Origin of the sequence: Verrucosispora sp. WMMD703, from assembly GCF_049178935.1 — a bacterium.
Lineage (GTDB): Bacteria > Actinomycetota > Actinomycetes > Mycobacteriales > Micromonosporaceae > Micromonospora > Micromonospora sediminimaris.
On the sequence record NZ_JBMHMM010000004.1, the window covers coordinates 4,988,787 to 5,010,392 of the forward strand.

Below are 21,606 nucleotides of genomic sequence, written 5' to 3' on the forward strand. Positions count from 1 at the left end.
GTCAGCCCCGCACCACCAGCAGCGGAATGGTCATCTCGGCTGCCGTGTCCGCGCCGTGGAAGGCCACCAACCGGGACACCATCGGCGGCTCCGACCGACTGGCCAGCACGGCGAACGTGTCGTTGCAGACCACCACCACATCGCCGATCCGGTCCAGGTGGTCGGTGGCCACCGGCCCGAACCGGCCACTGGCCACCGCCTCCTCACGGGTCAGCACCCGGGCGGCGGTGCCGAGCACGGCCGACCAGGCCGCCACCACGTCGGCGGTGGCCCCCGGCGCGACATGCAGGTAGCGCACCCGGGGCTCGCCCGCCACCACCCGCACCCCGTCGGTCAACCGGGGGGCGGTGTCCAGGTCGAACCGGTCCCCGGCGGGAATGTCGAGCTGCCCGTGATCGGCGGTGACCAGCAGCGCGGCGTCGGGCGGCAACCCGTCCAGCAACCGGGCCAGCAACCCGTCCAACTCGGTCACCGCCACCCGCCACGGCAACGAGTCGACGCCGCTGAGGTGACCGTGGCGGTCGACGTCCGGGTGGTAGGCGGAGACGAGAGTCGGACCGGGTCCGGCGGTCAGCGCCGCCAGCGTGGTGGCGGCCACCGCGTCGACCCCGGCCGCGCCCCGGTAGTCACCGCCCCGGTTCGCGGCCAGGGTCAGGCCGGTGCCGCCGAACTCCGGCCGGCTCACCACGGTCACCGCCACACCCGCCGCCCGCGCCCGTTCCAACTGGGTGGGGACCGGTTGCCAGCGCAGCGGGTCGGGATCGCCGTCGCGCCACTCGATGTGGTTGAGCACGCGCTCGGTACCCGGAACGCACACGGTGAAGCCGAGCACCCCGTGCGCCCCGGGCGCCACACCGGTGCCCAGGGTGACCAGGCTGGTCGGGGTGGTGGAGGGAAAACCGCAGGTGAGCGGTCGGCCGGCCGCGGCGGTCAGTCCGGTGAGCGTCGGCGCGTACGGCGCGGCCGTCGGGATCTGGTACCAGCCGAGGCCGTCGACAAGCAGCACCGCGATCCGGCGTACCCCCGGCAGTTCGGCGGCGAGGCCGAGCGGGTCCGTGGCGCCGGGGACACCGAGCACGGCAAGCGCGCTGGGCAGCACGTCGGCGAGGCTCCCACCGCCGTATCCCGGCGCGACGACATCCAGCGGTCGGGCCCGACCGATCAGGCCGGTCATGCCGGGCGGCGGGCGAACAGGTGCAGCTGGGCCGCGACGTCCCGCCAGGGTGGTTGCGCGGCCAGCGTCCGCTCCAACTCGACCAGGGCAGCGGCCTGACCGTCCGCCACCGCCGCGGGCAGCAGGTCGGCCAGGACGCGTACGCCGTGGATCTCCTCGACGGTGAGCCCGGCGGCGGCCAGCAGCGCGGCGGCGCTCTCGACGTCGAAGCGGCGGCGCAGGGTGTCCCGGGCGCCGGCCGCGCCGGTCGGATCGGCGGCCAGGATCGCGGCCACGTCGAGGTGCCCGTTCATCGCCCGGCCGAGCACCGCGGCGGCCCGCCCGGCGACCAGCACGCTCGCCGCGCCGCCCGGTCGCAGCACGCCGACCAGCGCGGACACCACGGGCGCCGGGTCGTCGACGACCTCCAACACGGCGTGGCAGAGCACCAGGTCCACGCTTGCCGGCTCGATCAGGCCGGCCAACGCGTCAGCGTCGCCCTGCACCGCGCGTACCCGCCCGGCGACCCCGGCCTCCGCGGCGCGGCGGCTGAGCGCGGCGAGCGCGTCGGGACTGGCGTCGACCACTGTCACCCGGTGGCCGGCCCGGGCCAGCGGCACCGCGAAGCCGCCGGTGCCACCGCCCACGTCCAGCACGGTCAGCTCGGCGGCCGGCCGGCGGTCCAGCTCGGCGCGCAGCACCGACCAGACCACGGCGGTACGGGGGGTGAGCGGCGGCCCAGCCGGGCCTGGGGTCTGTTCCACCCGGTCGAGCCTAGTCAGCCGGGAACAGATCGCCAGGGGGCACCTGCGGCTGTCAACGGAAGTCACGGGAGGTGGGGCGGACCGGTGCTTCGATCGGGTCCAGCCGGTCGGCGACCAGGTTGACCACCCCCTCGTGCCGCTGTAGCCGGCCCCGCACCACCAACGCCGTGCTGGTGCGGGCCACCCGTCGATGCCGCTGCCACAGGCCGGGCGAGCAGGTGACGTTGAGCATGCCGGTCTCGTCCTCCAGGTTGAGGAAGGTGACCCCACCGGCGGTCGCCGGCCGCTGCCGGTGGGTGACGATCCCGCCGACCCGGATCCGCCGTCCCGGCTCCACCCGGCCCAACCTGTCGATCGGCACCGCGCCCACGGCGTCCAGCTGCGGCCGGATGAACCGGGCCGGATGGTTCTCCGGCGACAACCCGGTGGCCCAGACGTCGGCGACCAGCCGGTCCACCTCCTCCATCCCGGGCAGCACGGGCGCCGCCGTACCGGTCACCGTGCCGGGCAGCCGACCGGGCCGCTCCTGGGCCGCCGCGCCGGCCGCCCAGAGCGCCTGCCGCCGGGTCAGGCCGAAACAGGCGAAGGCGTCCGCGGTGGCCAGCGCCTCCAACTGCGCGGCGGTCAGACCCACCCGCCGGGCCAGCTCCGGCATGTCGCGGTACGGGCCGTTCGCCGCCCGCTCGGCCTCGATCCGCTCGGCCACCCCGTCGCCGAGGGTACGCACGCTGGACAGCCCGAGCCGGACCGCCGGGCCGCCCAGCCCCCAGGCGTGCGGCGGTTCCCCCGCCCGGCTGCCCCAGCGGGTGTCCGGGGTGGATTCCAGTACCGGCTTCGCGTCGCTGGCGTTGACGTCCGGTCGGCGTACCTCCACGCCGTGCCGGCGGGCGTCGTCGACCAGGGTCTGCGGCGAGTAGAAGCCCATCGGCTGGGCGCTCAGCAGCGCGGCCAGGAACGGACCGGGGTGATAGCGCTTCAGCCAGGAGCTGGCGTAGACCAGGTAGGCGAAGCTCATCGCGTGGCTCTCCGGGAAGCCGTAGCTGGCGAACGCGGTGAGCTTGCGGTAGACGTCGTCGGCCAGTTCGCCGGTGATGCCGCGCTCCGCCATGCCCCGGTAGAGCCGGTCGGCGATCTGCTCCATCCGCTGCACCGACCGTTTGGCGCCCATCGCCCGGCGCAACTGGTCGGCCTCGGCCGCGTCGAAGCCGGCCAGGTCGATGGCGAGCTGCATCAGCTGCTCCTGGAACAACGGCACGCCGAGGGTCTTCTCCAGCGCGTTGCGCATCAGCGGATGCGCGAAGGTCACCGGCTCCTGGCCGTTCTTGCGCCGGATGTACGGGTGCACCGAGCCGCCCTGGATCGGCCCGGGCCGGATCAGCGCCACCTCGACCACCAGGTCGTAGAACTCGCGGGGCCGCAGCCGGGGCAGGGTGGCCATCTGGGCCCGGCTCTCCACCTGGAACACCCCTACCGAGTCAGCGCGGCAGAGCATGTCGTAGACCTCGGGGTCGTCAAGCGTCATGTCGCCGAGATCCAGGCTCATCCCGATCATGTCGTAGCCGTAGTGCAACGCCGACAGCATGCCGAGGCCGAGCAGGTCGAACTTGACCAGGCCGACGGCGGCGCAGTCGTCCTTGTCCCACTGGAGCACGCTGCGGCCGGGCATCCGCCCCCACTCCACCGGGCAGACCTCGATCACCGGCCGGTCGCAGATCACCATGCCGCCGGAGTGGATGCCCAGGTGCCGGGGGAACGTCTGGAGCTCGTTGGCGTACGCGACCACCTGCTCGGGGATCTCCGGCACGTCCACCGTGGCCACGTCGCCCCAGCGGTCGATCTGCTTGCTCCACGCGTCCTGCTGGCCGGGTGGGAAGCCGAACGCCTTGGCCACGTCCCGCACCGCCGAGCGGGGCCGGTAGGAGATCACGTTGGCCACCTGGGCGGTGTGCTCCCGGCCGTAGCGGGCGTAGACGTGCTGGATGACCTCCTCCCGGCGGTCTGACTCGATGTCCACGTCGATGTCGGGCGGCCCGTCGCGCTCGGGTGCCAGGAAGCGTTCGAACAACAGCCGATGCCGGACCGCGTCCACGTTTGTGATCCGCAGCGCGTAGCAGACCGCCGAGTTCGCCGCCGAACCCCGACCCTGGCAGTAGATGTCCGCCCGCCGGCAGAAGTCGACGATGTCGTACACCACCAGGAAGTAGCCGGGGAAGCCCAACTCTTCGATCATGTTCAGCTCGTGGTCGAGTTGCGCGTACGCCTGCGGGTGTGCCGCGCGCGGGCCGTAGCGCTCCCGCGCGCCCTGCTCGGTGAGGTGGCGCAGCCAACTCATCTCGTTGTGCCCCGGCGGCACCGGGTACGCCGGCAGCTGCGGTGCGACGAGCTGGAGATCGAAGGCCAGCTCGGCGCCGAACTCGGCAGCCCGGGCCACCGCACCCGGGTACGCGGCGAACCGGGCCGCCATCTCGGCGCCGTCGCGCAGATGGGCGGTGCCTGCCGCGGGCAGCCAGCCGTCGATCTCGTCCAGGCTGCGCCGGGCCCGGACGGCCGCGAGGGTGGTGGCCAGTCGACGCCGCCCCGGAGTCGCGTAGTGCACGTTGTTCGTGGCCACCGTGGGCAGGCCGGCGGCGGCCGCCAGCTCGGCCAGGGCGTCGTTGCGGTCGCCGTCGATCGGATGCCCGTGGTCGGTCAACTCCATCGCCACCGTCTCCGCGCCGAACAGCGCGGTGAGCCGGTCCAGCTCGCGGGCCGCCGCGTCGACTCCCTCGGTGAGCAGGGCGGCCGGCACGTGCCCCTTGCGGCAGCCGGTGAGCACCAGCACGTGGTCGCGCAGGTCGGCGGCGATCTCCTCCAGCTCGCCGTAGACCGGGCGGCCCTTCTCACCGCCGCGTAGCTGGGCGCGGGCGATGGTCGCGGCCAGCCGGGCGTACCCCTCGTGGCCGTGGGCCAGCAGCAGCAGGTGGTGGCCGTGCGGATCGGGTACGCCGTTCTGCGGGCCGGGCAGGCCGAGGGACAGCTCCGCTCCGAAGATCGTCGGCAGACCCAGCGCGCGGGCCGCCTCGGCGAACCGCACCACACCGTAGAAACCGTCGTGGTCGGTGACGGCGAGCGCGGTGAGCCCCAACCGGACGGCCTCCTCGGCCAGTTCCTCGGGGTGGCTGGCACCGTCGAGGAAGCTGAAGTTGGTGTGCGCGTGCAGTTCGGCGTACGGCGGCACGTCGTCGGGCCGGGTCAGCTCCGGCGGCCGGTAGTGCTCCCGCCGTCGGCTCCAGGCCGGCGAGTCGCCCCCGTCGGCGTCGACCGCCAGCGGATCCACCACATGCAGGTGCCGCCCCGCGCCGCCGCCCTTCCCGCCCCCGCCGCTGCCCTGCCCGCCGCCGCCCGGCCGCCCGGAGAGCACCCGCTCCAACTCCGACCACGGCAACCGGGGGTTGTGGAAACTCACCGCCGCCACCTCGCCGTCGCGCAGGACGCCGCATCTCGTGCCCTCGACCGGCCCGGATGCCCCGGCATACCGCAACTGGTGAAGCCCGCCGGCCCGGGTGCCCCGTCAGTCATAGATCGCCTCCACGAGCCACCGGCCGGACTCGACGGCGAGCAGCAGGGCGGTGCCGTCGGCGAGGCGGACCTGGAACCGGGCTCGACGGCGGGCCTCGGCCGGGGCCCACCACCGCTCGTCGACCGGCCACGGACCGGCCCAACCGACGATCTCGACCCACCCGACCGTGCCACCACGGAGGGCAGCGGCCGAAGAGGGGGTGGCCGAAGGGGCGGAACCCGGGGCGGGAGTGGGGCCGGCGAGCTGCGGCGGCATCGTGCCGATGCTCAGTCGGGCCGGTGGGGCGCTCACCGCCAGCCGGGCGCTCACCACGACCGGCGCGCCGGTGGCGTCGAGCACGCTGGCGGCGAGCGGGCTGGGCAGCACCACGGCCGGCGAGGGCGGCGGTAGTCGCCCCGGCCAGGGCGGTACCGCCGGCCCGGAACCCACCCGCCGTCCACCGGGACGGGCCGGGAGTCGTTCGTCGCCCCAGGGCACCAGCCGGGTCTGGTCGGCCGGGGACCGCCCGCCACCGAGCACCGCGGTGACCACCGCCTCGGGACCGAGCAGGCCCTGCACCCGGCTCAGCGCACGGTGTGCCCGCTCGCGTTCCGCGCCGGTCTCCCCCCACAGCCCGGGTTGCAGGCCGGCCTGGGCCAGCACCCCGTCCGGCAGCAGCCGCAGCCGGACGATCCCGGCAGTGGGACGGGCCGGCCGGTCACCGCCGCGACGGGCACCGGAGAGCCAGCCGTCCAGTTGCCAGCGGACCCGGTCGGCGATCGCCGCCGCGGTGAGCAGCCCGTCGTGCCGCCAGACCCGGTGCAGTTCCTGGCCGTGCGCGGTTACCGCCTCGATGCCCAGGCGGGTGCAGGCCAGTCCGTGTCCGGCGAGCCGTTCGTGCAGCTGCTCGGCCAGTGTCCGGGCCGCGAAGGCCGCCACGTCGATCCGGTCGATCGGCTCGTCCAGGTCGGCGGTGACCGTCAGGTCGACCGGTGGGCGCCGCGCCGCGAGCGGCCGGTCGTCCCGTCCGGCGGCCAGCCGATGGGCCAGCGCCCCGTCGAAGCCGAACCGGGCCAGCACGTCGCCGGCGGGCAGCGCGGCGAAGTCGCCGAGCGTACGCACCCCCAGCCGGCGCAGCAGGTCGGCCAGGGCGGGGCGGCCGAGCGCCTCGACGGGCTGACCGGCCAGGAATTCCGGTGTCCCGCCGGGCGGCACGATCCGCCCCTCACGGGCGGCCAGGCCGGCGGCGAAGACCCCGGCGGCGACACCGACCTGGCTCTCCACCGCGCAGCTGAGGGCGACGTGCTCGACGATTCGCTCGGCGGCCGCCTCCTCACCACCCAGATAGCGGCTCGGCCCCCGGGCGGCCAACGCGCAGGCCCCCGGGCGGATCACCTCGACCCCGACCGCCACCTCCTCGACAGCGGCCACCACCGGCTCGAACGCCCGGGCGTCCCGCCCCGGATCGTGGTCGACGACGGTGAGCCCGGGGCAGCGTCCCTGTGCCTCCCGCCGACGCAACCCTCGGCGTACCCCCTCGGCGCGGGCTCGCTCGGAACAGGCGATCACCCGGTTGGCGTGCAGCACCGCGACCGACCCGGTGGCGGGCACCCCGTCGACGATCTCGGCGGCGAGTACCGGCCAGTCCGGGCACCACAGCAGCAGTGTCCGGACCGGTTCATCCACGGCCCGCCACCACCCGCAGACGCGTGGCACCCGACCGAGCGGCGGCGGCCGGGCCGGGGACGACCCGGGTCAGCTCGTCACCGGGCAACCAGACCTTGGCCTCCCGGGGTCGGGCGGCGGCGCCCCGCCCGCGAGCCGAGATGGTCACCTCCCGGCGACGCAACCGCCCCCGCCCCGACCCGAGCCCCTGCCAGATCCCACGGACCACCTGGAGCGTCACGTCCGCGCCGTCCCACCGGCCGTACGGCACCAGCACGCTGCCGCGTTGCCGGGCCCGTGCGGCCAACCGGTCGGCGACGGAGGCGGAGACGGTGGACGGGACCGCGGTGACCACCACGTCGACCCCGTCGATGAGCGCGGCGACGACGGTGGGCCACTCCGGACCGGGCTGCGGCACCAGGGCGAGCCGGTCCAGGACGAGGCCGGCCTCGGCTGCCGCCCCGGCCCCGAAGGTCGGCATCCCGACCACGGCGCACCAGGATCCGGCGCGGGACGCCTCGGCGAGCAGCGCGAGCAACAACGAGGTGGTGCCGCTGGGTCGGGTCTGCCCGCCACCGACCGCGATGGTGCTGCCGCGCCGCAGCCCCCGGTTGGGCAGCAACCCGGTCAACTCGGGCCGCACGGGCAGTACCCGGTGCCCACCCGCCGGGTCGGGTGCGCTGGCCGGGCGGACCAGCCCGGCCAGCGCTGCGGAACCGACCACCATGCGGCCCGCCATCGGACCTCCCCCGTCATCGCCACGGACATCCGGCCCGTGGATGGTGCTGTCGTGGATCAGAAGAACGTGTGTGTGGCGGGGCGGCGTCCGGCCACCCTAGGGTCCCGCCAACGGTGGCCGGACGCCGCGGCTCAGGCGGCGAGACCGTCGATCGCCGGCTGGTGCGCCAGGCCGAGTGCCGCCTCCACCACCGTCACGAACTCCTCGGCGGCGCGGAGCAGGTCATCGGCCTCCCGGGCGGTCACCACCCGGGGAATACCGGCCTCGGCGGCGGCTCGTTTGCCGGCGCCGAGGGCGAAGTAGCCGGCCCACTCGTCGAGCTCGGGGGCGACACTGGCGAGCAGGACCCAGACGCTGGTGATCCGGTGGCGTCGGGTGGGCGCGGGACGGGCGCGGGCGGCGAGCACCGCCGCGGCGGCACGCAGGGCTGCGAGATGTGCGGCGGCATACCGGAGGCCATCGGGGCCGGTCCGGGCGGCCTCGGCGAGCCCCTGCCGGGCCACCGCGAGCAACTGGACGGGAGTACGGTGCGGCAGCACGTTCGCGGGCACCGTCGGCGCCTGAGCCGGACTGGTCGGCATGGTCTCCTCCAGATGAGCCGGGGCGGGCAGGCGCGCGACGGAGTGGAGCCGTCGACGCGGCAACCCGCGACGGTCGGTGCGGAGGAAGACGCACCAGGTGGGTGGCCGGCCGGGTGCGGAGCTTCCCCACACCACACCCGGCCGGCGTACCGGCGGGTCCGTCGTCCGCCGCCCGGGGGTCGTTGGGCGGCGGACGACGGCCTGCCTGACGGGCCCGGACTCGCGACTGCCCGGAGCCCAGGTGCGGTCCGCGGCACCGCACCTGTCGGAAGCCGGTGCCGCGAAACACCCGCCCCCGAGAGGGGTTGGAACGAACGTTCGAGGCAATCGAACACTCGTTCTAACTGCTGCTGACAGTACACCCTCCCACCGACGAAAACGCAACGTGTGACGCGCCAACAACATCGCTCGGATCGGCAGCGTCGCGCAGGACGCCGCGACTCGCGGCTTCACCGGCACCGGATACCGCGAGATGCGGCAACCCGGGGACGATCTGGTGATCGCTGCGCGCCGACTCCCGGGGTGACGTGGCCGGTGGCGCGGGCGGTCCGCGTACCGGGAAGAATGGCGGCATGCAGTCACACCCGAACGTCCGGGCGGTGCAGGACGCGCTCGATGCCGCGAACGCCCGGAACGGCTCCGACGCGCCCGCCACGGTCCGCCTGCTGCCCGACGCCGTACACACCGCCGCCGCGGCTGCCGAGGCGCTCGGCGTCGACGTCGGCGCCATCGCCAACTCGCTCGTCTTCGACGCCGACGGGGCCCCGCTGCTGGTGCTCACCTCCGGCGCGCACCGGGTGGACACCACCGCGCTGGCCACCCGGCTCGCCGTCACCCGGCTGCGCCGGGCCACCCCGCAGTTCGTCAAGGAACACACCGGGCAGGTGATCGGCGGGGTCGCCCCGGTGGGCCACCCGCAGCCGCTGCGCACGCTCGTCGACACCGCCCTGGACAAGTACGACGAGATCTGGGCCGCCGGCGGCGTACCGCAGGCGGTCTTCCCCACCACGTACGCCGAACTACTCCGGGTCACCGGCGGGACCCCGACCGACGTGGCGTGAACGAGCGAAGCGAGCGAACCATCAGGCACAGCACAGTGGTGCCCCGTGCCGGCGGCGAGCGCAGCGAGGTGGCGGCGTGAGGCACCCGGAGAGCGTCCCCGAGCTGGTCACCCTGCACGTGTGGCGGATCGCGCCGGCCGCCGTGGGCCGGGCGCTGCCCCGGATGGCGGTCGACCCGCGCCGGCTGCGTGCCCTGCCCGGCGTACGGTTCGGCAAGCTGCTCGGCACCGGGACCGGCACCGGCTTCGGGCCCGGCGACGCGGACCTGACCCGGTGGGCGGCGCTGACGGTCTGGGACTCCCCCGCCGCGGCCGCCCGGTTCGCCGACTCGCCGGTGGCGCGGGCCTGGTCCGGTCTCGCCCGCGCGGGCGTCCGGCTCGACCTGCGACCGTTGACCAGCCGGGGTGAGTGGTCCGGCCGGCGGCCGTTCGGTGCGCCCGCCGGTGGCCGGGTCACCGGTCCGGTGCTGGCGCTGACCCGGGCGCGGCTACGTCCGACCCGGGCGCTCACCTTCTGGCGGGCGGTCCCGCCGGTGGCCGCGGCCCTGCACGCCGCACCGGGGCTGCTGGCCCGCTTCGGCGTCGGCGAGGCGCCCCTGGGCTGGCAGGGCACGGTGAGCGTGTGGCGTGATCCGGCGGATCTCGTGGCGTTCGCGTACCGTCACCCGCAGCACCGGGCCGCGATCACCCGGACGGAGACCCAGCGGTGGTACGCGGAGGAACTCTTCGCCCGATTCGAGGTGCGGGACGTGGTCGGCGACCGGACGGTACTGGGGTGGGTCACCGACGACGGTGACCCGGCGAAGGGTGAACGGGCATGAGGTTGGTGCGGTGGACACCTGACGATCTCCTCCGGCGACTGGACGACGTGGTGGCCGTCTACGGCGAGGCGATGGGTTACCGCGCCGACCTGCTGGAGGCCCGCCGCGGCTACATCGCCACCCACGTACGTCGGCCCGGCTTCCGCGCCGTGGCCAGCCTCACCAGCTCCGGCCACCTGGCCGGGTTCGGGTACGGCTACGTCGGCGCCGCCGGACAGTGGTGGCACGACCAGGTCTGGCGGGCACTGGACCAGCCCACCCGGCGGCGCTGGCTGACCGACTGCTTCGAGGTGGTCGAGTTGCACGTGCGGCCACCGGCCCAGGGGCACGGGCTGGGCGCCGGGCAACTGCGGGCCCTGCTCACCATGGCCGAGAACGCCACCACCCTGCTGTCCACTCCGGAGGCCGACGAGCAGACCTCGCGCGCCTGGCGGCTGTACCGCCGGTTCGGCTTCGTCGACGTGCTGCGCGACTTCCGTTTCCCCGGCGACGAACGCCCGTTCGGGGTGCTCGGCCGGGATCTGCCGCTGCCCGCGCCGGGACCGACACCACCGCCATCGATGCCGACCCCACCGCCCACCCGGTCATGACCGCACGCGCACCCGCCCGCGGCTACGCCTGGACGTTGCTGGCCCTGCTGGTACTGGCGCAGATCTGCTACCCGCTGACCGGCGGAGTCACCCGGGCCCGGCTGACCGTGGCCACCGTCGTGCTCGGCTACCTGCTCTCGGTCGGTCACGCCCTGGTCACCCGGGGGCCACGGGCGGCGACGGCGCTTGTCGCGGTGGCCACCGGCGGCGGGTTCGCCATCGAGGCGCTCGGCGTGACCACCGGCTTCCCGTTCGGCAGCTACGACTACTCAGGCCAACTCGGCCCGAAACTGGCCGGCGTACCGCTGATCATCCCGCTGGCCTGGACCTGGATGGCCTGGCCGGCCTGGTTGGCGGCCACCCGGCTCACCGGCGGGTCGTCCGGTCGGTGGCGCTGGCCCGGCCGCATCGCGCTGGCCACCGTCGGGTTGGCCGCCTGGGATCTCTTCCTCGACCCGCAGATGGTGGCCGAGGGGCACTGGGTATGGCGGGATGCCACGCCGGCCCTGCCCGGGTTGCCCGGCATCCCGGTCAGCAACTACCTGGGCTGGCTGCTGTTCGCGGTGCTGATGATGACCGCGCTGCGCCCGCTCGCCGGGCCCAGCGTGGCCACCACCGGCACCGGCGACCAGCCGATGTACGCGCTCTACCTGTGGACGTACGGCTCCAGCGTGCTCGCCCACGCTGTCTTCCTCGACCTGCCCGCCTCGGCGGTGTGGGGCGCGGCCGGCATGGCGGTGGTCGCCGTACCGCTGGCCGTCACCCTGCTGCGGGCCCGGCGGACCCGCGACCGGGCCACCGGTTCGCCACGCTCCCCGGTCGACGTGGCGGCATGATCGCCGCGCTGGTTCTGCTGCTCGGTGTCACCGTGCTGACCGCGCACACCGTGGTCAACGCGGGCCGCTGGCTGCGCCGGCCGACCGACCGGCCGGTGGAGATCAGCGAGACGGTGGCGGTGCTGCTGCCGCTGCGCGACGAGGCCGACCGGGTCACCCCGTGCCTGCGCGCCCTGCTCGCCCAGCGGGGAGTGCCCCGGCTGCGCGTCGTGGTGCTCGACGACGGCTCGGTCGACGGCACCGCCGAGGTGGTCCGCGCGGTGGTCGCCGACGACCCCCGGGTCACCCTGCTCACCGGGGTGAACCCCCCGCCGGGCTGGCTGGGCAAACCGCACGCCTGCTGGCAGCTGGCCACCCGGGTCGAGGACCCGACCGACGCACTGGTCTTCGTCGACGCCGACGTGGTGCTCGAACCGTACGCCGTGGCGGCGGCGGTCACTGAACTGCGCGCCGCCGGGGCGACACTGCTGTCGCCGTACCCACGGATCGTGGTGCGGACGGCGGCCGACCGGCTGGTGCAGCCGCTGTTGCAGTGGCTGTGGCTGACCTTCCTGCCGCTGCGGGCGATGGAGCGTTCGCCGCGACCGTCGCTGGCCGCGGCCGGCGGGCAGTTCCTGGTCGTCGACCGAACCGGTTACCTGCGGGCCGGCGGGCACGCGGCGGTCGCCGACAAGGTGCTGGAGGACATCGAGCTGGGCCGGGCGGTGAAGCGGGCCGGCGGCCGGATCGCCCTCGCCGACGGCTCCCGGCTGGCCAGTTGCCGGATGTACGAGGACTGGCCGCAACTGCGTGACGGCTACACCAAGTCGTTGTGGGCCTCGTTCGGGCACCCGAGCGCCGCAGCCGTGGTGCTGACCGTGCTGCTGGCGCTCTACACCGCGCCGCCGCTGGTGGCCGTCGCGGCGCTGCTCGCCGGTGCGCCGACGGTGGCCGGGGTCGCAGTGGGCGCCTACCTGGCGGGGGTGGCCGGGCGGATGGTCAGTGCCCGGGCCACCGGTGGCCGGGCCTGGCCCGACGCGCTGGGCCATCCCGTGTCGGTCGCGGTCCTCGGTTGGCTGACCCTGCGGTCGTACCATCTGCGCAAGCGGCGACGCCTGTCCTGGCGTGGCCGTCCGGTGGGTTAGAGCCTGGGGGGACGCGACATGGCGCGGATCGTGGTCGTCGGCGCCGGGGTGGGTGGGCTGGCCACCGCGGCCCGGCTGGCCGTCACCGGACACCAGGTGACAGTCCTCGAACGGGCCGACGAGGTCGGCGGCAAACTCGGCCGGCACACCCGGGACACTCCCGAGGGCTCGTTCCACTTCGACACCGGCCCCAGCCTGCTCACCCTGCCCCAGGTCTTCCACGAGCTGTTCGAGGCGACCGGGGCGAAGCTCGACGAGTACCTCGACCTGGTGCCGCTTGACCCGATCGTGCGGCACGTCTTTCCCGGCGGCGGCCCGGTGCTCGACTCCTGCGCCGACCCGACCGAGTTCACCGACCGGATCGGCGTGGCCCTCGGCGACCGGGCCGCCGCCGACTGGCAGCGGCTGTGGCGGCGCGCCGGCCGGGTGTGGCGGGCTTCCGAGCGTGACATCCTGCGCCGCCGCGTCGACTCGCCCCGCGACCTGGCCCGGTTGGCCTGGCGGCTGGGCGACCTGGCCGCGATCCGGCCCGGCCAGAGCCTGCGCGGGCTGGGTCGCAGCCTGATCTCCGATCCGCGACTGCGGATGCTGCTGGACCGGTACGCCACCTACACCGGCGCCGACCCGCGCCGCGCGCCGGCCGCGCTCGTCGCGGTCCCCTACGCCGAGCTGGCCTTCGGCGGCTGGTATCTGCGCGGCGGGCTGGGCACCCTCGCCGACGCGCTGCTGTCGCGCTGCCTGGACCTGGGGGTGGTGGTGCGCACCGGCACCGCGGTCACCCGGATCGACGCGGTGGGCGGGCGGGTGCACGGGGTACGCGTCGCCGACTCGACCACTCCGGTCCCGGCCGACGTGGTGGTGGCGAACGTCGACGCGCTGAGCGTCTACCGTGACCTGCTGCCCGACGCGCGTCGGCTGGCCGGGCTCACCGACCGCAGCCTGGCCGGGTTCGTGCTGCTGCTCGGCGTCCGCGGCGACTCCGGGCTGGCCCACCACAACGTCTTCTTCCCGCGCCACTACGACGCCGAGTTCGACGCGGTCTTCGGTGACCCGGGACGGGGGGTGCGGGCCCGCCCGGCCGCCGACCCGACGGTCTTCGTCACCGTGGCGAACGATCCGGCGGTCCGCCCGGCCGGGCACGAGGCGTGGTTCGTGCTGGTCAACGCCGCCCGCCAGGGCACCGCCCCGGGCGCGATCGACTGGCGTCGGCCGGGGCTGGCCCCGGCGTACGCCGATCGGATCCTCGACGTGCTTGCCGAACGCGGCGTGGACGTACGCGACCGGCTGGTGTTCCGCGACGTGCGCTCCCCGGCCGATCTGGCCGCCGCCACCGGCGCACCGGGCGGCACCATCTACGGTACGGCCGGTGGCCTGCTCCGGCCGGCCAACCGGGGACCGGCCCGGGGACTCTGGCTGGTCGGCGGCTCCAGCCATCCCGGCGGTGGTCTGCCGATGGTGACCCTCTCCGCGCAGATCGTCGCCGAGGCGATCGGCCCGGCCTGGTAGCTCAGCCGGCGTCGATCAGGGCCCGGCGCACCGCGGAGAGCAGCTGTCCCAGCCCGAAGGCGGCGAGCAGCACCCAGACCGCGGTCGCCATGGTGATGGTGCCGGCGGCCAGGTCCACCTCGATCAGTCCACTCAGGCCGGCCAACAGCAGCCCCGCCACGGCCACACAGACCCGGGTGGGCCGCTCCCCCACGGTGACCGCGCCGATCTCCCGCATCCCGGCGGCGACCGCCCGGGCCCGGACGTACTCGTGCAGCCAGGAGAGCGCACCACCCGCGGCGACCAGCGCCCCCGGCGCGCCGACCAGCCAGAACGCCACCAGCCAGGCAGCCTCGCCGATCCGGTCGGCCAACGAGTCGTAGACGTAGCCGAGCCGGGTGGTGCGGCCGGTGGCCACGGCCACCGCACCGTCGACGCTGTCGGCCACCGAGGCGAGCAGCACGAACAGCGCGCCCAGGAACGGCCCGTCGCCCGGTCGGACCGCGAGCAGCGGTACGCAGAGACAGAGCAGCACCCCGACCACCGTCACCGCGGTCGGGCCGACCCGCAGCCGGCCCAGCAGGAATCCGATGTGGTAGGAGAAGCGCAGCCAGCCACGCACCACGGGAGTGGCGGCCCGGGGATCGAACCCGCCGTGCAGCCGGGCCCACGCCGTGGCGTAATCGTTCCAGTTCAGCTGTCTGCCCACCACGGTTCAACCGTCGCGACAGCGCCGAGGTGTCGCGCGCCGGGTGTCACGTCTCGGCGCCCACCCGCAGGTTCTGCCATATCTCCCGGGTCGCGGTGGACCGGTTGAAGGTGATGAAGTGGATCCCCGGGACCCCCTCGTCGAGCAACCGGAGGCACATCTCGCTGGTCTGCTCGATGCCGAGCCGGCGGACCGCCTCCGGATCGTCGGCGACCCGCTCGAACCGCGCGGCCAGCGCGGGCGGGAAGGGTGCCCCGGACAGCTGCACGGAGCGCTCGATGGTGCCGATCCGGGTCACCGGCATCACCCCGGCCAGGATCGGGGTGTCGCAGCCGGCGGCGGCCACCCGGTCCCGTAGCCGAAGATATTCGTCAGCGTCGAAGAACATCTGAGTGATCGCGAAATCCGCGCCGGCCCGGCACTTGCGGATGAAGTACTCGGTGTCGGTGTCGACATCCGGCGAGCGCGGATGCCGGTAGGGGAAGGCGGCGACACCGACGCTGAAGTCGCCGGAGTGACGGACCAGCCGGACCAGATCCTCGGCGTAGTGCACGCCGTCGGGGTGCGGGATCCACTCGCCGGTGGGATCGCCCGGCGGGTCGCCGCGCACCACAAGCACGTTGCGCACCCCGACGCCGGCCAGCCGGCCGATCACGTGCCGCAACTCGGCGACGGAATGGTTGACCGCCGTCAGGTGGGCCATCGGCAGCAGGGTGGTCTCGGTGGCGATGCGCTCGGTGACCGCGACCGTGGTGTCCCGGGTCGAGCCGCCGGCACCGTAGGTGATCGAGACGAAGGACGGACGCAGGGGCTCCAGCTCGCGGATGGCCTGCCACAACTGCCGCTCGCCCTGCTCCGTCTTCGGGGGCATGAACTCGAAGGAGAAGGTCGGCTGGCAGTCGCGGACCAGCTCTCCGATCGCCGGTTGCGGATTCGGGAGGACCGAGGGAAGACCGAGCGCCACGCACCGACTCTAGCGGGCCGGGCCGGACGCCCCCACCGGCTTCCCAGCGGTGGGGACGCGTGCCGCGTTCAGGAACTGTCGCACCTGCCGGCTAACGTGCACGTCTGGCGCGGATGCGGCCGAGTCCGCACCTGGGGGCCGCGCGGGGGTCAACAGCAGATCGGTGCGCACCGGCATCTCCCGTACGGGTGGGTCGGGCCACCGCCACGCCGACCCGCCCCGGAGGCCACGATGTCACAGCCCCCGCCCAGCCGACCGCCGCTCGGCCCGATGGTGGCCCGGTTACGACTCGCCAAGGGCTGGAGCCAGTCCCGCCTCGCGGCAGAACTCTGCGCCGCCGCCGGAGTGTCCACGCTGAGCCGGCACGAGGTTTCTCGGTGGGAGCGGCAGGTGCGGGTGCCGGGCCGGTTCTGGCGTGGCTGGCTGGCCCTGGTGCTCGCGGCGCCGGCGAGCCCGCTGGCCACCGGGCCGGACGCCCTGTCGATCGAATCCGGCACACCCACTGATCCGGCAGGCAGATCCACCGGCCCGGCGGCCAGGCCGACCCGCCCAGCCGCCACAACCGTCGGTACGGCGGCCCGGCCCGCCGGGCGTGCCCGCCGGCCCCGGTGTCACAGCCCTCGCCCGACCAACCGCCGCTCGACCCGGCGCACCTCGGTCGGGCGATCTCCTGCGGATCTCCCGGGACGCGAGCCCACAGTTCTACCGGCCGATCACGCTCCGAGTGATCAAGACGCTTGACTGGACCAGGTACGACGGGTGGATCTGGTTGGCGGGGTATCAGATTGACGACAAGCGAATAACCGCAGCACGGCGGACAGTCTTCGTCCTGATCGAAGGGCTCAAGGTGGCTGGTGGAGCGCCAGGGGTCAGGCTCGTCGAGCGTCGCCCCGAGGGCCTCGATCGTCGACCCGCCCCTCCGGCAGGGCATCGATCCGGCCGCGACCAGCAGTTGGCCCCGACGCGCCGGAGGGCGGGTGGGTCGTGCCGGCGCACCCCGACCCATTAGCGTCGGGACGTGACCCATGCTGCTCCCGTCTCCCCCGTCGACCGTGCCAGCCTGCGCCAGCGGGTCGACAAAGCGCTGTCGGAATTCCTCGCCGGCCGCCGCGCCTGGATGACCGACGTCGACGACGCCCTGGTGCCGGTCGCCGAGGCGATCGAGGCGTTCGTGCTGGGTGGCGGCAAGCGGCTGCGGCCGGCCTTCGCCTACTGGGGCTACCGGGGTGCCGGCGGGGTGGACACCGACCCGGTGGTGACCGCCCTCGCCGCGCTCGAGTTCGTGCAGGCCAGCGCCCTGATCCACGACGACCTGATGGACCGCTCGGACACCCGACGGGGTGAGCCCGCGGTGCACCGGCGGTTCGCCAACCGGCACCGCGGCGCCGGCTGGGGTGGCGACCCGGACGGCTTCGGTGACGCCGCGGCGATCCTGCTGGGTGACCTGTGCCTGGTCTGGTCCGACGAGCTGCTGCACTCCGCCGGACTCGACCCCCGGACGGTGGCCCGCGCCCGACCGGACTTCGACGAGATGCGCACCGAGGTCACCATCGGGCAGTACCTCGACGTGCTGACCCAGGCCACCGGCGACACCTCGCTGGAACGGGCCGGCAAGGTCGCCCGGTACAAGTCGGCCAAGTACACCGTGGAGCGGCCACTGCTGATCGGCGCGGCGCTGGCCGACGCCCCCGCCGACGTACGCATCGCCTACTCGGCGTACGGCCTGCCGTTGGGTGAGGCTTTCCAGCTGCGTGACGATGTGCTGGGTGTCTTCGGCGACCCGGCGCAGACCGGCAAGCCGGCCGGCGACGACCTGCGCGAGGGCAAGCGGACCTACCTGGTGGCGGCGGCCCTGGAGGTGGCCGACGACACCGGTCGCGCGCTGCTGCTCGGTGGCCTCGGCGATGGCGAGCTGGACGCCGCCGGGGTGGCTCGGCTACGGGAAGTGATCGTCGACACCGGCGCGCTGGCCCGTACCGAGCAGCGCATCGTCACCCTGACCGACGCGGCGCTCGCCGCGCTCACCGCCGTCGACCTCGACACCGAGGCCCGGCAGGCGCTGGTGGACCTGGCCATCGCCGCCACCCGCCGCGCCGACTGACTCCCCTCAGAAGCCCAGGGCCTGGGCGCGACGCTTGACCTCACGGGCCTGATCGCCGCCGAGGGCGGACGCGGGGGTGCCACCGGCCAACGTGTCGTCGGGCTCGTAGAGCCAGCGCAGTGCGGCCTCGTCGTCGTAGCCGGCGTCGGCCAGCAGGGTGAGCACGCCCGGCAGGTGTTTGAGCACGGTCCGGTTGGCCACCAGGTCGGCCGGGATCCGGCGGACACCGTCGCGGCGGACCGCGACCAGTTCCCGGTCCCGGATCATCTGGTGGACCTTGCTGATCGGCAGGTCGAGCCGCTCGGCGACGTCCGGCAGGGTCAGCCAGCCCGCCGGGTCGGCGGGACCGGCCAGGGGCGCACCGCCCTCGGCGGGTACGGAATCGGTCACGCGCAACACCCTGCCACGCCACCCCCAGGCCCGGTCAACGGCCTCCCGACAACCACCCTGAGCAGGGGCGACCGTCACCCTGCGCGCGCGCCGGACCCAAGCTGGGAAGCCTGTCGGTAGCATCCTGTTCAACCTTCGTCCCCCCGACACATAGACTGCCTGCTGATGGACACACAGGTCGCCGACACGTTGCTGGGCTCGCTGATCGACGGGCGCTACCGCATTCGCGGTCGCGTGGCCCGTGGCGGCATGGCGACCGTGTACACCGCCACCGACGAGCGGCTCGAACGCACCGTCGCTGTCAAGATCATCCATTCCGCACAGGGAACGCCCGGCCAGGCCGGCCGGCCCAGCTTCGTCGACCGGTTCACCGACGAGGCCAAGACCATCGCCCGCCTCACCCACCCCAACGTGGTGGCGGTCTACGACCAGGGGACCCACGCCGGGCGGCCCTACCTGGTCATGGAGTACGTCCGCGGCCGCACCCTGCGCGAGGTGCTGGCCGAGCGGCGGCGGCTCAACCCGGACGAGGCACTGGCCATCACCGAGCAGATGCTCGCGGCCATCGGCGCCGCCCACCGGGCCGGCCTGGTGCACCGCGATGTGAAACCGGAGAACGTGCTGGTCGCGGAGGCACCCAGCGGCGGTCCGGCCAACCTCGTCGACAGCGTGGTCAAGGTGACCGACTTCGGGCTGGCCCGTGCCGTCGAGGCGAGCACCGACCACGACAGCGGAAACCAGTTGATGGCCACCGTGGCGTACGTCGCCCCGGAGCTGGTGACCGACGGCCGGGCCGATGCCCGCACCGACGTCTACTCGACGGGCATCGTGCTGTTCGAGATGCTCACCGGCCGGGTTCCGTACGACGGTGACCGGCCGATCGACATCGCCTGGCAGCACGTCGACCGGGACGTCCCCGCACCATCGACGCTGGTGCCGGGCCTGCCGAGGGTGCTCGACGACCTGGTCGCCCGCGCCACCCGTCGCGATCCGTCGGCCCGTCCCGCCGATGCCGGCACGCTGCTGGCCGAGGTGCAGGTGGCCCGGGACGGGCTGGGCAGCCCGAACAGCCACACCGCTCTGATCGCTCCGGTGACCGACGGCCCGGCCGTGTCGCAACCGACGATGGTGGTCGCGCCCGTACGTCCGGCCGAGCGACCGACCTGGGCCCGGCTGCCGGAAGATGGCCCGCCCGCTCGCGGTCGGCGTCGGGCGACGCCGAGCGGCGGTGACGATCTGCGTGCCCGACTGGCCGGGCTGGGCGCCCGGCTGACCGGCCAGGGCGGCGGACGTCTCGCCGTCGCGGCCGTGGTCGTGGTGCTCGGGTTGGTGGCCGCGCTCGGTGGCTGGTGGTTCGGCGTCGGTCGGTACACCACCGCGCCGCAGCTGGTGAGCATGACCAAGGCCGAGGCGGAGGCACAGGCATCCCAGGCCGGCTTCGAGGTGGTCTACGCCGACCCTCGGTACGACGACCAGATCCCCCGCGACGGCGTGCTGGACCAGGATCCCGCCTCGTCCGCCCGGATCGTCAAGGGCGGCACCATCACCCTCACCCTGTCGCTCGGGCCGGAGCGCTTCGAGCTGCCGGACGTGGTCGGCAAGGAGTTCGCGCTGGCCGAGGCCGACCTGCTCAGCGCCCAGCTAGAGGTGGTTAAGGGCACCGCCCGGTACGACGACAGCCTGCCGGAGGGCATCGTGGTGGCCACCAACCCGAAGGCGGGCGAAGAGGTCAAGCCGGGCGACGAGATCACCGTCATCCTCAGCAAGGGCCGGGCCCCGATCACCGTGCCGAACCTGGTCGGCAAGAACCTCAACGACGCCCGTAACCAGATCGCGCAGCTCGGACTGGTGCTGGTGGAGCCGACGCGCAAGGAGTCCGACAAGCCGCGTGACGAGGTGATCGGGCAGAGCCCGGCCGCTGGCGGCGGCGTGGAAAAGGGTGCCCAGATCCGGCTGGAGGTCAGCGAGGGCCCGCCGCTGGTGACCGTGCCGCGCGTCGTCGACCTGCCCTGTCAGCAGGCCAAGCAGGTGCTGGAGAGCCAGGGCTTCCCGGTGGCGGTGCAGTTCAACCCGAACGCCGTCACCCGCTTCCAGAACCCGAACGAGAACGCCCAGGTCGCGCCCGGGACCCAGATCACCATCGGATGCTTCTGATGCCGACGCCGGACGCCGGGCACCGGCCGATCGGTTCACACACGCCCGCCTCGGGCGGGCTGGCCAAGGCGGCGCTGCCGTACGTCGACGCGGCCGGCTCCGAGGTGGCGCAGGTCTACGTCGGCAACTCCCGGGGCTGGGCGATGCCGGCCGGCGATCCGGTGCAGGACGCGCTGTTCCGGGACGGCTGCGCCGAACGCGGGGTCGCCGTCTACATCCACGCGTCGCTACTGGTAAACCTCGGTTCACCGACCGAGGCAACGGTCGAGCGGTCGACTCAGAGCCTGGCGCACGCGCTGCGCCGAGGTACCGCGATCGGCGCGCGCGGGGTGGTCTTCCACGCCGGCAGTGCGGTGGACGCCGGGCACGCCGACGCGGCCATGCGGCAGGTACGCGAGTCGCTGCTGCCGCTGCTCGACTCGGCCGCCGACACGGGCGGCCCGATGCTGCTGGTCGAGCCGAGCGCCGGCGGCGGCCGGTCACTGGCCTGCCGGGTGGAGCAGCTCGGCCCGTACCTCGACGCGGTCGACCGGCATCCGCAGCTCGGGGTCTGCTTCGACACCTGCCACGCCTGGGCGGCCGGGCACGACCTGGCCGCCGAGGGCGGGATGACCGCGACGCTTGACGCTCTGGTGACCACGGTCGGTGCGGACCGGCTGCGGCTGGTGCACGCGAACGACTCGAAGGACCTGTGCGGTTCCACCCGGGACCGGCACGAGAACATCGGCAAGGGCATGATCGGCGAGCCCGCCTTCGCCGAGCTGATGCGTCACCCCGCCACCGCAGGTGTCCCGATCCTGGTGGAAACCCCCACCGAACGTCACGAGGGCCACGCCGCCGACATCACCACCCTCCGCCGCCTTCTCCCCCGCCCCTAACGTCCCCACGCCTGGCTTCTTCGCCCCGTTGATCGTGAGGTTGGCAGCCCTCAC

Annotated in this window: 19 protein-coding genes; 10 read left to right on the forward strand and 9 right to left on the reverse strand. The window is 74.2% G+C overall.

Annotation, left to right across the window (positions count from 1 at the left end; translation table 11 throughout):
- Nucleotide 1: 1 nt before the first annotated feature.
- The 6 genes from ACN26Z_RS23120 to ACN26Z_RS23145 form a co-directional block, all read right to left on the reverse strand.
- Nucleotides 2-1,174, reverse strand: a complete 1,173-nt coding sequence (locus tag ACN26Z_RS23120; RefSeq protein ID WP_421463411.1) for an alkaline phosphatase family protein — start codon at nucleotides 1,172-1,174, stop codon at nucleotides 2-4.
- Complete coding sequence (locus ACN26Z_RS23125) at nucleotides 1,171-1,935, reverse strand: methyltransferase domain-containing protein (protein ID WP_282240745.1); 765 nt, start codon at nucleotides 1,933-1,935, stop codon at nucleotides 1,171-1,173. Before ACN26Z_RS23125 ends, ACN26Z_RS23120 begins: the two co-directional genes overlap by 4 nt.
- A 34-nt stretch (nucleotides 1,936-1,969) precedes the next feature.
- Nucleotides 1,970-5,362, reverse strand: a complete 3,393-nt coding sequence (locus tag ACN26Z_RS23130) for an error-prone DNA polymerase (protein WP_421463412.1) — start codon at nucleotides 5,360-5,362, stop codon at nucleotides 1,970-1,972.
- Nucleotides 5,363-5,467: 105 nt separating this feature from the next.
- Complete coding sequence (locus tag ACN26Z_RS23135) at nucleotides 5,468-7,141, reverse strand: DNA polymerase Y family protein (RefSeq protein ID WP_421463413.1); 1,674 nt, start codon at nucleotides 7,139-7,141, stop codon at nucleotides 5,468-5,470.
- Nucleotides 7,134-7,859, reverse strand: a complete 726-nt coding sequence (locus tag ACN26Z_RS23140) for a hypothetical protein (protein WP_421463414.1) — start codon at nucleotides 7,857-7,859, stop codon at nucleotides 7,134-7,136. Before ACN26Z_RS23140 ends, ACN26Z_RS23135 begins: the two co-directional genes overlap by 8 nt.
- Before the next feature lie 131 nt (nucleotides 7,860-7,990).
- Nucleotides 7,991-8,440, reverse strand: coding sequence for an SAV_6107 family HEPN domain-containing protein (locus ACN26Z_RS23145; protein ID WP_093401173.1), 450 nt, complete (start codon nucleotides 8,438-8,440; stop codon nucleotides 7,991-7,993).
- Between the two features lie 572 nt (nucleotides 8,441-9,012).
- Here ACN26Z_RS23145 and ACN26Z_RS23150 point away from each other — a divergent pair.
- The 6 genes from ACN26Z_RS23150 to ACN26Z_RS23175 all read left to right on the forward strand — a co-directional run bounded on the left by ACN26Z_RS23150 (nucleotide 9,013) and on the right by ACN26Z_RS23175 (nucleotide 14,377).
- Nucleotides 9,013-9,501: a YbaK/EbsC family protein gene (locus ACN26Z_RS23150; RefSeq protein ID WP_093401558.1), complete on the forward strand. Its 489-nt coding sequence runs from the start codon at nucleotides 9,013-9,015 to the stop codon at nucleotides 9,499-9,501.
- Nucleotides 9,502-9,577: 76 nt separating this feature from the next.
- Nucleotides 9,578-10,321, forward strand: coding sequence for a monooxygenase (locus ACN26Z_RS23155; RefSeq protein ID WP_282237407.1), 744 nt, complete (start codon nucleotides 9,578-9,580; stop codon nucleotides 10,319-10,321).
- Nucleotides 10,318-10,911, forward strand: a complete 594-nt coding sequence (locus ACN26Z_RS23160) for a GNAT family N-acetyltransferase (protein WP_282237406.1) — start codon at nucleotides 10,318-10,320, stop codon at nucleotides 10,909-10,911. Before ACN26Z_RS23155 ends, ACN26Z_RS23160 begins: the two co-directional genes overlap by 4 nt.
- Nucleotides 10,908-11,747, forward strand: coding sequence for a carotenoid biosynthesis protein (locus ACN26Z_RS23165; protein WP_421463415.1), 840 nt, complete (start codon nucleotides 10,908-10,910; stop codon nucleotides 11,745-11,747). Before ACN26Z_RS23160 ends, ACN26Z_RS23165 begins: the two co-directional genes overlap by 4 nt.
- Entirely contained in the window at nucleotides 11,744-12,871 is a 1,128-nt protein-coding gene (locus ACN26Z_RS23170; protein WP_421463416.1) for a glycosyltransferase, read from the forward strand. Before ACN26Z_RS23165 ends, ACN26Z_RS23170 begins: the two co-directional genes overlap by 4 nt.
- 18 nt (nucleotides 12,872-12,889) lie before the next feature.
- On the forward strand, nucleotides 12,890-14,377 hold the full coding sequence (locus ACN26Z_RS23175) for a phytoene desaturase family protein (RefSeq protein ID WP_421463417.1): 1,488 nt from the start codon (nucleotides 12,890-12,892) through the stop codon (nucleotides 14,375-14,377).
- 1 nt (nucleotide 14,378) lies between these two features.
- Here ACN26Z_RS23175 and ACN26Z_RS23180 read toward each other — a convergent pair whose 3' ends face one another.
- Nucleotides 14,379-15,068 (reverse strand): CDP-alcohol phosphatidyltransferase family protein, encoded by a 690-nt coding sequence (locus ACN26Z_RS23180; RefSeq protein WP_093401179.1) that lies wholly within the window; start codon nucleotides 15,066-15,068, stop codon nucleotides 14,379-14,381.
- Between the two features lie 43 nt (nucleotides 15,069-15,111).
- Nucleotides 15,112-16,029: a methylenetetrahydrofolate reductase [NAD(P)H] gene (gene metF, locus ACN26Z_RS23185; RefSeq protein WP_093401180.1), complete on the reverse strand. Its 918-nt coding sequence runs from the start codon at nucleotides 16,027-16,029 to the stop codon at nucleotides 15,112-15,114.
- 231 nt (nucleotides 16,030-16,260) lie between these two features.
- Here metF and ACN26Z_RS23190 point away from each other — a divergent pair, with 231 nt between their 5' ends.
- Both ACN26Z_RS23190 and ACN26Z_RS23195 read left to right on the forward strand, forming a co-directional pair.
- The gene (locus ACN26Z_RS23190; RefSeq protein WP_421463418.1) at nucleotides 16,261-16,770 is read left to right on the forward strand and encodes a helix-turn-helix domain-containing protein; all 510 of its coding nucleotides are present in this window, start codon (nucleotides 16,261-16,263) and stop codon (nucleotides 16,768-16,770) included.
- Between the two features lie 277 nt (nucleotides 16,771-17,047).
- On the forward strand, nucleotides 17,048-18,130 hold the full coding sequence (locus ACN26Z_RS23195; protein WP_093401181.1) for a polyprenyl synthetase family protein: 1,083 nt from the start codon (nucleotides 17,048-17,050) through the stop codon (nucleotides 18,128-18,130).
- A 6-nt stretch (nucleotides 18,131-18,136) separates the two neighbouring features.
- Here the strand turns inward: ACN26Z_RS23195 and ACN26Z_RS23200 are convergent, their stop codons facing one another.
- A complete protein-coding gene (locus ACN26Z_RS23200; RefSeq protein WP_282237401.1) occupies nucleotides 18,137-18,520 on the reverse strand; it encodes an Rv2175c family DNA-binding protein in 384 nt (127 codons plus the stop codon).
- A 165-nt stretch (nucleotides 18,521-18,685) separates the two neighbouring features.
- On the opposite strand from ACN26Z_RS23200, the gene pknB reads away from it, so the two are divergent.
- Together pknB and ACN26Z_RS23210 are read left to right on the forward strand one after the other, a co-directional pair.
- A complete protein-coding gene (gene pknB / locus ACN26Z_RS23205; protein WP_421463419.1) occupies nucleotides 18,686-20,674 on the forward strand; it encodes a Stk1 family PASTA domain-containing Ser/Thr kinase in 1,989 nt (662 codons plus the stop codon).
- The gene (locus tag ACN26Z_RS23210) at nucleotides 20,674-21,552 is read left to right on the forward strand and encodes a deoxyribonuclease IV (protein ID WP_396885835.1); all 879 of its coding nucleotides are present in this window, start codon (nucleotides 20,674-20,676) and stop codon (nucleotides 21,550-21,552) included. Before pknB ends, ACN26Z_RS23210 begins: the two co-directional genes overlap by 1 nt.
- Nucleotides 21,553-21,606 lie beyond the last annotated feature (54 nt).